The 12,635-nt window shown below is 62.7% G+C and carries 11 protein-coding genes; 4 read left to right on the plus strand and 7 right to left on the minus strand.

The features are described from left to right. Positions 1–67: 67 nt before the first annotated feature. The 6 genes from B0W55_RS09440 to B0W55_RS09465 all read right to left on the minus strand — a co-directional run bounded on the left by B0W55_RS09440 (position 68) and on the right by B0W55_RS09465 (position 7,504). Positions 68–1,123, minus strand: a complete 1,056-nt coding sequence (locus B0W55_RS09440) for an ABC transporter ATP-binding protein (RefSeq protein ID WP_077045732.1) — start codon at positions 1,121–1,123, stop codon at positions 68–70. A gap of 16 nt (positions 1,124–1,139) precedes the next feature. Continuing rightward, positions 1,140–1,988, minus strand: coding sequence for an ABC transporter permease (locus B0W55_RS09445; RefSeq protein ID WP_077045733.1), 849 nt, complete (start codon positions 1,986–1,988; stop codon positions 1,140–1,142). Next, entirely contained in the window at positions 1,985–2,893 is a 909-nt protein-coding gene (locus B0W55_RS09450; protein ID WP_077045734.1) for an ABC transporter permease, read from the minus strand. Before B0W55_RS09450 ends, B0W55_RS09445 begins: the two co-directional genes overlap by 4 nt. A 206-nt stretch (positions 2,894–3,099) precedes the next feature. Then, positions 3,100–4,203 (minus strand): ABC transporter substrate-binding protein, encoded by a 1,104-nt coding sequence (locus B0W55_RS09455; RefSeq protein WP_077045735.1) that lies wholly within the window; start codon positions 4,201–4,203, stop codon positions 3,100–3,102. A 218-nt stretch (positions 4,204–4,421) separates the two neighbouring features. Next, entirely contained in the window at positions 4,422–5,870 is a 1,449-nt protein-coding gene (locus tag B0W55_RS09460) for an aldehyde dehydrogenase family protein (protein WP_077045745.1), read from the minus strand. Further along, positions 5,867–7,504 carry a 5-guanidino-2-oxopentanoate decarboxylase gene (locus B0W55_RS09465; protein ID WP_077045736.1) on the minus strand — a complete coding sequence of 546 codons (1,638 nt, stop codon included), beginning with the start codon at positions 7,502–7,504 and terminating at the stop codon, positions 5,867–5,869. Before B0W55_RS09465 ends, B0W55_RS09460 begins: the two co-directional genes overlap by 4 nt. Positions 7,505–7,663: 159 nt before the next feature. Between B0W55_RS09465 and B0W55_RS09470 the strand changes: the two genes are divergently transcribed. Together B0W55_RS09470 and B0W55_RS30750 are read left to right on the plus strand one after the other, a co-directional pair. Then, on the plus strand, positions 7,664–8,545 hold the full coding sequence (locus B0W55_RS09470) for a LysR substrate-binding domain-containing protein (protein ID WP_077045737.1): 882 nt from the start codon (positions 7,664–7,666) through the stop codon (positions 8,543–8,545). A gap of 104 nt (positions 8,546–8,649) precedes the next feature. Beyond that, positions 8,650–8,826: a hypothetical protein gene (locus B0W55_RS30750; RefSeq protein WP_175645484.1), complete on the plus strand. Its 177-nt coding sequence runs from the start codon at positions 8,650–8,652 to the stop codon at positions 8,824–8,826. Between the two features lie 8 nt (positions 8,827–8,834). On the opposite strand, the gene B0W55_RS09480 is transcribed toward B0W55_RS30750, so the two are convergent. Beyond that, entirely contained in the window at positions 8,835–9,731 is an 897-nt protein-coding gene (locus B0W55_RS09480) for a helix-turn-helix domain-containing protein (RefSeq protein ID WP_077045739.1), read from the minus strand. Between the two features lie 190 nt (positions 9,732–9,921). Here B0W55_RS09480 and pobA point away from each other — a divergent pair, with 190 nt between their 5' ends. Both pobA and B0W55_RS09490 read left to right on the plus strand, forming a co-directional pair. Beyond that, entirely contained in the window at positions 9,922–11,106 is a 1,185-nt protein-coding gene (gene pobA / locus B0W55_RS09485; RefSeq protein WP_175645485.1) for a 4-hydroxybenzoate 3-monooxygenase, read from the plus strand. A gap of 79 nt (positions 11,107–11,185) precedes the next feature. Then, on the plus strand, positions 11,186–12,635 hold a 1,450-nt coding region (locus B0W55_RS09490; RefSeq protein WP_077045741.1), incomplete at its 3' end, for an MDR family MFS transporter.

Raw genomic sequence — 12,635 nt, forward strand, 5'->3', positions numbered from 1 at the left:
GAATGCATTCTCCTGTGGGAGCGGGCTTGCTCGCGAAGAGGCCGGATTGACCAACCTCTAACCCGGATCAGGCCCCCAATACCCGACAGGCCTCAGCCGGCAAAGTCACCGACACCGGATGCCCGACGCTCAAGCCAATCCCCTGACACGGCGTACTCAACGCAGTAAACGAAACCCCGGAACACTCGACCGTGGTCTCAATCGTCGCCCCGATATCCCGCACGAACGTCACCTTGCCCAACAGCCGATTCCCCGCCGTCGCCTGGGGTGCCGACAGTTGCAGGTCTTCCGGGCGAATCAGCATCTTCACCTTCTCCCCGGCGGCAATGCTGGTGCAGATCGGCACCTGCAACGCATCGCCACCGGGCAGGCTGACCTGGCCGTTGCCCAGTGCGGTGGCCGGGAAGATGTTGCCCGAGCCGATGAAGTCAGCGACAAACTCATTGGCCGGATGCCGATAGATCTCGATCGGCGTACCCACCTGCTGCACCCGATGCTCACCCAATACGACGACGATGTCGGCCATGGTCATGGCCTCGCGCTGGTCGTGGGTGACCATGATGGTGGTGATGTTCAGGCGCTGTTGCAGTTGACGGATTTCCACCTGCATCGACTCGCGCAGCTTGGCGTCCAGCGCCGACAGCGGCTCATCGAGCAGGAGGATTTTCGGGTGCGAGGCGATCGCCCGGGCAATCGCCACGCGCTGGCGCTGACCACCGGAAAGCTTGGCCACCGGGCGATCGATCATCGCCTGCAACTGGATCAGCTCCAGCAGTTCCACCACCCGCTTTTGCTGATCAGCTTTGCTGACCCCGCGCAGTTTCAGCGGATAGGCGATGTTCTCGCCCACGGTCATGTGCGGAAACAGCGCCAGGGACTGAAACACCATGCCGAAGTTGCGCTGGTGCGCCGGGGTGTGGCCGATGTCCTCGCCGTCCAAGCGAATCTCGCCACCGGTCAGGGTTTCCAGCCCGGCGATCATCCGCAGCAAAGTGGTTTTGCCGCACCCCGAAGGGCCGAGGAAACACACCAGCTTGCCCTCGGGCAAATGCAGGTTCACATCGGTTACCGCGCAGGCCGAGCCGTAATGTTTCTCGACGTTTTCCAGAATCAGACCAGACATAAATCACCTCAAGAAATCAGAACGAAACGCCACCTTCACCGACCAGCTTCTCCAACGCCCAGATCAGGACGAAGTCGATCAGCACGATCAGCACGGCAAACGAAAATACGGTGGGGTCCAGCGACGATACAGTGCGGCTGTACATCCAGATCGGCACGGTCATCACATCGATGGTGTAGAGGAAATAGGTCACGGTGAATTCGTTGAACGAGACGATGAACGCCAGCAGCATCCCCGCCAGAATCCCCGATTTCATCAACGGCACCACCACATCGACGATCGCCCGCAGCGGTGAAGCGCCGAGCATCTGCGCGGCCTCTTCGACTTCGCTGCCGATGGACAGCATCGCTGCGGTGCAGTTCTTCACCACGAACGGCAATGCCAGGATGACGTGGGCGATCACCAGGCGCGAGGTGGTCATCTGGAACGGCAGGCTGTCGAACACCAGCAGCAAGGCCAGGCCCAGCACCACCATCGGGAACACCAGCGGCAGCGACATCAATTGCAGCGCCACGGCCTTGCCACGGAACTCGCAACGGGTCAGGGCGTAGGCCGCGGGCACCGCGATGATTGTGGCGAAGACCATGGTCAGGCAGGCCACCATCAGGCTGGTGGTCATGGCCTTGCCCAGGCTCAACACGTCGCTGGCGTCCGGCGACACGAAGGTGTGCCAGGCGGCCCTGTACCATTGCAGGCTGTAACTGCTGGGCGGGAAGTCGAGGTTCGACGCGCCGCTGAACGACATGACGATCATGGTCAGGATCGGCAGGACCGCCAGCAGCAGGATGAAGCCCGAAAGGATGCCGGCGAACTTGCCGGTGTCACCCGGCAACAGCGAGTGACGCTTCTTGGTCAGGGAACTCATTGCGAAGCCTCCAGCATGCGCCGACGACGGCCAGTGATGTATTCGGACAAGGTCATGATCGCCAGCGTGGTGACGATCAACACCACACCGGCGGCGGACGCGGCGGGCCAGTTCATCAGCGGCGCGATCTGGTCATGGACCATCACCGCCAGCATCGGTACGCGCCGACCGCCGAGCAGCAACGGCACCACGAAACTGCTGGCGTTGTAGGCGAACACCAGGGTTGCGCCGGTGATGATTCCCGGTAGGCTCATGGGCAACACCACCTGACGGAACACCTGCAGGCGACTGGCACCGAGGGTCGCGGCCGCTTCTTCGTAACTGCGGGCGACGCCGCGCATGGCGCTGGCAATCGGCAGCACGGCCAGCGGGAAAGCGGTTTGCACCAGGCCCATCAACACGCCGTTCTGGTTGTACAGCAGCATGATCGGGCGTTTGATCAGGCCCAGGCCCATCAGCGTCTGGTTGAGCATCCCGCCGGGACCGAGAATCACCAGCCAGCCGTAGCTCTGCAGCAACAGGTTGACCAGCAACGGCAACAGCACCGCCGCGAGAAAGATCCGCCGCACGAAGGGCGAGGTCAGGCGCGACATGGTGTAGGCCACCGGGATCGCCAGCACCACGGCGATCACTGCGCTGATCAACGCCAGGCGCAGGGTCAGCAGCAGGGACTTGAGGTAATAGGGTTCGAGCAATTGGGCGTAGCTGGCCAGGCTGAACCCGGACCATTCCGCCCCCTTGGTGCCCACGCTCATGCGCAGTACCAGCAGGCTGGCGGCGATCAGTACGCCGAGAAACAGCATCGACGGCGACAGGAAAAACCAGGCGCGCGCGGTCGGCGAAACACCCCGATCGGCGCGCACGGGGGCGGCACTCACCGGATGGGTCAGAGGTTGGTGTTCCATAGCAAAGGGTCTCGTCAATGGAAAGCAGCAAGACTGAGATTGGGTAAAAAACCTGTGGCGAGGGAGCTTGCTCCCGCTGGGTCGCGAAGCGGCCCCAATCAATCACCGTGCTGATCCGGATAGATCGCGGTGCCTGGTATTGCGGCTGCTGCGCAGCCGAGCGGGAGCAAGCTCCCTCGCCACAAAAGCTCTTTGAACCTCAGAAATCAGGAAGAAAAGATTTCCGTGTAACGACGAATCCATTGGTCATGCACGGTGGCCAGGAAGGCGTTGTCGTGCATGATCGCCTTCTCGGAGATTTGCTCCGGGGTAAGGATGTAAGGGCTCTTGCGTGCTTCGGCGGAGATGATCGCCTTGGCGTTGACCGGGCCGTTGTAGATGTCTTCGGCCATCTTGCCCTGCACCAGCGGGTCCAGGGAGTGGTTGATGAAGGCGTAGGCCAGGTCGGTGTCGCCCGGACGGTTCTTCGGCATCACCGAGAGCATCAGGTCGGTGTAGAAACCTTCCTTCATGCCGAAGGTGGCGCCCAGGCCGTAGTTCGGATCGCGGATCTGTTTGGGGAAAAACGCCGGCGCGTACAGGCCGCCCATGTCCAGGGAGCCGGTGCGGAACAGTTCGGCGATCTGGTTGGGGTTTTCACCCAGGGTGACCACGCGGTCCTTGAGCTCGGCGAGTTTCTTGAAGCCCGGCTCGATGTTGTGCTCGTCACCACCGGCCAGTTTGGCGGCGATGATGATCAGGTCCATGGCCTCGGTCCAGTTCGGCGGCGGCAGGAAGATGTTCGGCGACAGCTCGGCGTCCCACAGGGCCGCATAGCTGTCCGGTGCTTGCTTGATGGTGCGAGTGCTGTAGACCAGGCTGTTGCACCACAGCAGGTAACCGATGCCGTGACCGTTGGCGCCGGTGCGGTATTTTTCCGGCACGTCCACCAGGTTGGGAATGCGGTTGAGGTCGGGTTTTTCCAGCAGGTCGGCGGCGGCCAGGCCTTCGGCGCCAACCCCGGCCAGGGTGATGATGTCGTACTGCGGACGGTCACCGCCGGCCTTGAGTTTGGCGACCATTTCCGAGGTGCTGCCGGTGCGGTCGGCGATGACCTTGACACCGTACTTGTCCTCGAATGTCGCGGCGATGTTGCGCAGTGCGGCCAGGCCCGTGTCATCGGACCAGGTCAGCAGACGCAGGGTCTTGCCCTGAAAGCGCGTGTCGCTGGCGCTGGCCTTGATGAACGGCATGCTCATGGCCGCCGCGGCAACCGAGGCAACACCCACGGTCTTGATGAATTGACGTCTGTTCAGATCATGCTCGCCCATTACGGACTCCCTTTGTTTTTGTAGGTATAAGGCAGGTCGAAACTGTTGCATCCGCGCGGCGGAATCAGCCTTTCGCCCCCGTATCTTCGGGGGTTTGACTGAGCCAGCGAGTTCATCCTGAGGTCGCGCAAAACACCTGACTATCGATAAAAACTCATCGAAGCCATGACGCTGACGCATGCCTCTTCAGGAGGCATGCGCTCACCATTTTCGAGCCGTCAGACGGCCCGAATCACGTGTTTGATTTCCTGGAAAGCCTGCAAGCCCCATGGCCCCAATTCGCGGCCGATGCTGCTTTGCTTGTAACCACCCCAGGCGGTCTGCGGGAAGATCACCTGCGGCGCGTTGATCCACACCAGCCCCGCCTGCAAGGCGTTGGCGACCCGGTCGGCGGCGTCGGCATTGCGCGTCACCACGCTGGCCACCAGGCCAAACTGGCTGTCGTTGGCCAGGGCAATCGCCTCGGCCTCAGTGGTGAAACGGCGCACGCAAATCACCGGGCCGAAAATCTCCTCACACCACAGCGCACTGTCCAGGGGCACGTCGGTGAATACCGTCGGCTGCAAAAAATAGCCGCGCGGCAGATCAACAGGACGGTTGCCGCCGCAAATCAACTTCGCCCCGGCACTCAGGCCGCGGTCGATGTGGCCGAGCACGCGCTGGTATTGCGCCTGATTGACCAGCGCGCCCATTTCCACGTTCGGATCGAACGGGTCGGCCACGCGAATGGCTTGCGCGCGGGCCTTCAAACGGGTGAGGAACTCATCGAACACTTCATCGGCGACCAGCACGCGGCTGGTGGCGGAGCACATCTGCCCGGCGTTGAAGAAACCGCCGCCGCAGGCCACTTCCACGGCCAGTTCGATATCGGCATCGGCCAGCACCAGCAACGACGACTTGCCGCCCAGTTCCAGGCTCACGCCCTTGACCGTTTCCGCTGCGCGCTGCATGACCTGCACGCCCACCGCATTGCTGCCGGTAAAGGAAATCTTGGCGATGCGCTTGTCTGCCGACAGCGGCGCCCCCACCGCCAGGCCGGTGCCGCAGACCACGTTGAAGACCCCGGCAGGCACGCCGGCTTCGGCGATGATCGCCGCCAGTTCCAGCTCCGGCAGCGGCGTCACTTCCGACGGTTTGAGCACCACGCAGCAACCGGCGGCCAGGGCCGGCGCGAGTTTCCAGGCGGTGGTGACCATCGGGAAGTTCCACGGCACGATCAGGCCGACCACGCCGCAGGGTTCACGGCGCAGACGGGCGCTGAAATCGTCGGTGGGCAACTCGACGTTGCTGTCCTGCCTGGCATCCAGGCCTTCGGCCAGACCGGCGTAGTACTCGAAGGTGGCGATCACGTCATCGACGTCGATCGCCGCCTCGAACTGCGGCTTGCCGTTGTTGCTCGACTGCAGGTGCATCAGTTGCTCGCGGCCGGCCTGAACGCCGGCGGCGATCTTGCGCAGGATCGCACCGCGCTCGGCACCGGTGGTCTTCGACCAGTCGGCGAAGGCGCGCGTGGCGGCGCTGACCGCCTGATCCACCGCCTGTTCGTCACCACCGACGACGGTGGTCAGCAAGGCTTCGGTGGCCGGGTTGATCACCCGCAGGTGCTCGTTGCCGGCGGACCATTGGCCGTCGATGTACAGGCCATCCAGTGTTGTAGGGAAGGTCATTTCGACACCGCCCGGGTCCACAGGGTCTGGTCGATCTCAATCAGGGTCGGGCCCTGGCGATCGGTGGCTGCACGCAGGGCACTGCGCAGTTTTTCCACGTCGCTGACCGCTTCGGCGGCGCAGCCCAGAGCCTTGGCCACACCGATGAAATCCGGGGTGTAGATGTCGACGCCCACCGGTTCGATGGCACGGTTGACCATGTATTTCTTGATCTCCTCGTAGCCCTGGTTATTCCACAGCAAGACGATCACCGGGGTGCGCGCTTCCACGGCACTGGCCAGTTCCGGCAGGGTGAACTGCAGGCCGCCGTCGCCGATCAGGCACACCACCGGGGGGCGGGTGCCGTTGGTTGCGCTGCCGCCGAGCCAGGCACCGATGGCCGCCGGCAAGGCGTAACCGAGGGTGCCGTAGCCGGTGGAGGAGTTGAACCAGCGACGTGGGCGCTCGGGGTTGAACGTCAGGTTGCCGGTGTACACCGGCTGCGTCGAATCGCCGACGAACACCGCATCCGGCAATTCGTGCAGCACGGTTTCCAGGAAGCGGGTCTGGGCCAGGGTCGGCGCATCCCAGTTGGCGGCCAGCTCTTCGCGCAGACGGGCGGCGCGTACCTGGCCCCAATCGTTGCGGCGCTCGGCCAGGGCTTTGTGCGACAAGGCGCTGAGCAACGCTTGGGCGGCGTTGCGCGAGTCGGCCACCAGCGCTACGTGCGGCGGGTAGTTGCGCACGGTCTGGTCCGGGTCGATGTCAACGCGCAGCAGCTTGCCGGGAATCTCGAAACCGCCGGCGAAGGTCACGTCGTAATCGGTCTCGGCCAGTTCGGTGCCAATGGCCAGCACCACGTCGGCTTCGGCGACCAGTGCACGGGTGGCGACCAGGCTCTGGGTCGAGCCGATCAGCAACGGGTGAGCGGACTCGAGCATGCCCTTGGCGTTGATAGTCAGCGCCACCGGGGCGTCCAGCAGTTCAGCCAGTTCGGTCAGTTCGGCGGCGGCATCGATGGCACCGCCACCGGCGAGGATCAGCGGACGCTTGGCGCCGGCCAGCAACTCGGTCATGCGGCTCACGGCGGTCGGTGCGGCACCGGCGCGGTCGATGCTGACCGGAACGCTGGCCAGCAGGTCATCGGCTTCTTCAACCAGCACGTCCAACGGGATTTCGATGTGCACCGGGCGCGGACGACCGGCCTGGAACAGGGCGAAGGCGCGGGCCAGTACGCCGGGCAATTCCGACGCCGACATCAGGGTGTGGGAGAACGCTGCCACGCCAGCAACCAGTGCGCTCTGGTTCGGCAGTTCGTGCAGCTTGCCGCGACCGCCGCCCAACTGGTTGCGGGTCTGTACGCTGGAGATCACCAGCATCGGGATCGAATCGGCGTAGGCCTGGCCCATCGCCGTGGTGATGTTGGTCATGCCAGGGCCGGTGATGATGAAGCACACCCCCGGCTTGCCGCTGGTGCGGGCGTAGCCGTCGGCCATGAAACCGGCGCCCTGCTCATGGCGCGGCGTGACGTGGTTGATGCTCGAACGGGCCAGCCCGCGGTACAGCTCCACGGTATGCACGCCGGGAATGCCGAACACCTGCTCGACCCCGTAGCCTTCGAGTAACTTGACCAATACTTCGCCGCACGTCGCCATGTGATTGCCCTTCTTGTTCGGTTGAGACGCCGGGCCTGCGCTGTGTTTATGATGGATTCGCAGGTCCAGGGATGGCCTCATTGGAACGGGCGACACGTAGCCGTAACAATGGATAAAAAGTCATACTAGCCATGTCCTCACGTCATACCTTGGATCCCAATGAAACGACTGCCTCCCCTGCCGGCGCTGCACACTTTTCTGATCACCGCGCAGTGCTGCAACTTCACACGGGCCGCCGAGCAGCTGCACATCACCCAGGGCGCAGTGAGCCGCCAGATCGCCGGGCTGGAAGATTTTCTCGGTTATGAATTGTTCATCCGCCTGGCTCGGGGCCTGGCCCTGACCGCCGAGGGCCGCGAGTGGCTGCCCCGTGTGCAGCAGATTTTCGGCCTGATCGATGAGGCCGTGGAGCAGATCGGCGAGAAGCGCGAAACCCTGCAACTCAAGGCGCCGACCTGTGTCATGCGCTGGCTGCTGCCGCGTCTGTTGCAATGGCAGAAAGAGCGGCCGGACGTGCCGGTGGAACTGACCACCACGGTCAAGCACGGCGTGGATTTTCATCTGGAACAATTCGACGCTGCGGTGATGTACGCGGCGGCGCCGGGCCCGTCATTAGTGTCGCAGAAACTGTTCGATGAGCAACTGACGCCCGTGTGTTCCAGGCCGATGCTCGAAGGCCCGCTGCCCCTGCAGACACCGGCCGACTTGCAACAACACCTGCTGCTGCACCCGACCCGGGATGAACGGGACTGGAAGGCCTGGTTGAAAGCCGCCGACGTTCAGTTGAGCCATGCCGGCAAGGGCCAGCACTTCGAAACCCTGGACCTGGCCATGTCGATGGCGTCCCAGGGCACTGGCGTGGCCATCGGCGACTGGTCGCTGATCGGCGACGACCTGAGCGCCGGACGGCTGGTCATGCCGTTCGAGTTGAAGGTGAAGACGGGGCTGGCGTATTACCTGGTTTTCCCGGAAAAACCCGGACCTTCGCCGAAATTGCGCGAATTGATGGGGTGGTTGGTGGAGCAGGCCCAGGCGCGCTGAAGTCCATCGCGAGACAAATCCTGCAGGAGCAACCACTGGCAACTCACCCACCCTGACCTATGCTCAAAGTAATACCCGAGGGTATAGGTTCAGAGGTCAACGCCATGAACATCAAAACAAGAAGGTACCTCGCCATTTTCATCACCTGCGCGTTCACGCTCGGGTTGTATGGCGCAGCAGCCTGGCGCGTCGAGCAGTTGCGCAACCTGCCCCGTGAATACGCCAGCTGCAATTTCGAGCGTTGCATTCCCCACAACGCGACCTTGAACGCCCTGCGCTGACGAAAGGCTCAGGCCTGGTTGTCCTGGTCGGCCTTCAAACGGTCGCGGAACGCCTTGGGCGACATCCCCACCCGGCGTCGGAACAGGCGCGTGAAGTTGGTCGGATCGGAGAACCCCAACAGGTCGGACATTTCGTAGATGGTCATGCTGGTGTAGGTCAGCAAACGCTTGGCCTCCAGCAACTGCCGTTCGTGCATGATCTGCAACGCCGGCTGTCCCGCCAGCTCGCGGCACGTGCCGTTGAGGTGCGACACCGAGATGCCCAGTCGATGGGCCAGGTCCTCGACCTTGACGTGCTGACGGTAAGTCTCTTCCACCAGTTGAATGAAGCCATTGAGGTATTCCCTGGCGCGCTGCGGTCGCTGGCTGGCCGAGTGTCGCTGGATCACCTGACGGCTGACCCATACCATGATCACGCTGACCAGCGAATGCATGAGCATTTCCCGCGCCGGCTGGTGGCTGGTGTATTCACGCTGCAGCGCAGCGAACAGGCTGTTCAGGTATTCGGCATCCTGCCCGGCCGGGTAACTTTCGGCCTGGGCCAGGGCGTTCACTGAATGCCCCAGTTGCGCTTGCAGATGGCTGATCAGCGGCGCGGCCAGGGTCACCACAAAACCTTCGACGTCCTCGGAAAAACGGAACCCGTGCACCGACAGCGGTGGCAGGACCTGGATCGCCGGCTCGTTGAGTTGTGTGCGTTTGCCTTCGATTTCAAGCTCTGCCTGACCTTTGAATACGAAGAGCAACTGGCATAAATCGGCGTGGCGGTGGGGTTTGATTTCCCATTGATGTTCGCGGCTGCGTTTGGAGATGGTTTCACAGTGCAGCAAGTCCGGGGTTGGCCAATCCAGGCTTTCACCGTAGAGCTTGAACACTGGAATCGAAGGCAGGTCAGGCTTGTTCATCACTTCAATCCAGGCCTCGGAGTAGATGACGGGCGATAATCGCACCGATTGGCAGAATGTACAGGCATCGGCTCAGTTTTCACCTTCAATTGACAGACCCGCAAGGGAAAAATGCAAGCACTCGATCCATAAAAATCATCCACCGACCTCGGTCGCGTGTAGCTTGCGAGTCATAAGAACAATGAAAACACTGAAAACCCAAGTCGCCATTATCGGTGCCGGTCCGTCCGGTCTGTTGCTCGGTCAACTGCTGCACAACGCCGGTATCGACACCCTGATCGTCGAACGCCAGACACCCGAATACGTGCTAGGACGCATCCGCGCCGGTGTCCTCGAACAAGGCATGGTAGAGCTGTTGCGCCAGGCCGGTGTGAGCCGGCGCATGGACGCCGAAGGCCTGGTCCATGGCGGCTTCGAACTGGCGCTGGGCGAGCGTCGCGTGCACATCGATCTGCACGCCCTGACCGGCGGCAGGACGGTGATGATCTACGGCCAGACCGAGGTCACCCGCGACCTCATGGCCGCTCGTCGGGAGGCCGGCGCGCCGACCTTTTATCAGGCCAGCGACGTCGTCCCCCACGGCATGAAAACCGCAGAACCTTTCGTCACATTTGAGAAGGACGGTGAGCTGTATCGCCTCGATTGCGATTACATCGCCGGCTGCGACGGCTTCCACGGCGTGGCGCGCCAGTCGATACCCAACGAGTGCCTGAAGGTGTTCGAACGGGTCTACCCGTTCGGCTGGCTGGGCATCCTTGCCGATACTCCGCCGGTCCACGAAGAGCTGGTCTACGCCCGCCACGAACGTGGGTTTGCGCTGTGCAGCATGCGTTCGCAAACGCGTACCCGCTACTACCTGCAAGTCCCTGCCGAAGAGAAGGTCGAGGACTGGTCCGATCAGCGCTTCTGGGATGAACTCAAGGCACGACTGCCTCAGCCGTTGGCGAACGAACTGGTGACCGGCCCCTCCATCGAAAAAAGCATCGCGCCGCTGCGCAGTTTCGTGGTCGAGCCGATGCAGTACGGCCGCCTGTTCCTGGTCGGCGACGCCGCGCACATCGTTCCGCCCACCGGCGCCAAGGGGTTGAACCTGGCGGCGAGCGACGTCAGTACCTTGTTCAATATCCTGCTGAAGGTGTACCGCGACGGCCGGGTTGATTTGCTGCAGAGATACTCCGAGATCTGTCTGCGCCGGGTGTGGAAAGCCGAGCGGTTTTCCTGGTGGATGACCTCGATGCTGCACCACTTCGAGGACCACGATGCCTTTAGCCAGCGCATTGCCGAGTCGGAGCTTGAGTACTTCATCGACTCAGAGGCCGGCCGCAAAACCATTGCAGAAAATTACGTCGGGCTTCCTTATGAGGCTATCGAATAGCCTGCTACCGACTTACACTGGCGAGCAGTGACCCGCTCGCCAGCCCTTTGCGGGTCAATCACTGCCCGCAGGTTCTCCCGTGACCAACCTCAACCATCCCGAAACGCCCAAACCGGCCATCCGCAGCGTGCTGATCGCGCTGATGATGGCGATTTTTCTCGGTGCCCTGGACCAGACCATCGTCGCGGTGTCGATGCCGGCCATTTCCGCGCAATTCAAGGACGTCAGCCTCTTGGCCTGGGTGATTTCCGGTTACATGGTGGCCATGACCGTGGCGGTGCCGATCTACGGCAAACTGGGTGACCTGTACGGCCGGCGCAAACTGATGCTCTTCGGCATGGGACTGTTCACCCTGGCGTCGCTGTTCTGCGGGATGGCCCAGAGCATGGAGCAACTGGTGCTGGCGCGGATTTTCCAGGGCATTGGCGCCGGCGGGATGATCTCGGTCAGCCAGGCGATCATCGGCGACATCGTGCCGCCACGGGAACGGGGTCGGTATCAAGGGTATTTCAGCAGCATGTACGCGGTGGCCAGCGTCGCCGGGCCCGTGCTGGGCGGTTACATGACCGAGTACCTGTCATGGCGCTGGGTGTTTCTGATCAACCTGCCGCTGGGACTCGGTGCGTATTGGGTGGCCCGGCGCAACCTGGTGGGCCTGCCGATTCCGCAGCGCAAACCGGTGATCGATTACCTCGGCACGCTGCTGATGATCATCGGCCTGACCGCACTGTTGCTGGGCATCACTCAGGTGGGCCAGGGACATTCATGGCGCAGCAGCGAAGTGCTCGGCCTGTTCGCCTGTGCGGTGCTGGTGCTGGCGGTGTTCGTCTGGCATGAACGCCGCGCGCGTGAGCCGTTGCTGCCGATGCACCTGTTTGCCAACCGCAACGCCTTGCTCTGCTGGTGCACGATTTTCTTCACCAGTTTCCAGGCGATTTCGTTGATCGTGCTGATGCCGCTGCGCTTCCAGAGCGTGACCGGCGCCGGTGCCGACAGTGCTGCACTGCACCTGCTGCCGCTGGCGATGGGCTTGCCGATCGGTGCCTATTTTGCTGGCCGCCGCACCTCAGTGACCGGCCACTACAAACCGCAGATTCTCACCGGCGCGATCCTGATGCCGATCTCGATCCTCGGCATGGCCTTCAGCCCGCCCGACGCCACCTTGATCAGCGGTCTGTTCATGCTATTGAGCGGCATCGCCGGCGGCATGCAGTTCCCGACGTCGCTGGTGGGTACCCAGAACTCGGTGGATCAGCGCGACATCGGCGTCGCCACCAGTACCACCAACCTGTTCCGTTCCCTGGGCGGTGCGGTGGGCGTGGCGTTGATGTCGGCCCTGTTGCTGGCGTTGTTGCAGGATTCGAACTTCGCGCATCTGGCCAGCGCTTCGCTGATCAACGAAGGGCACTCGGGCAATGTGCTGCTCGATGGTCTGAACGCCGCGCCGGGGGATGCACAGAACGCCTTGCGCGCCGAACTGCAGACCACGTTCCGGCATTTGCTGATGGTCAGCGCGGCGGTGTCGCTGT

This window comes from Pseudomonas sp. KK4 (assembly GCF_001984065.1).
Lineage (GTDB): Bacteria > Pseudomonadota > Gammaproteobacteria > Pseudomonadales > Pseudomonadaceae > Aquipseudomonas.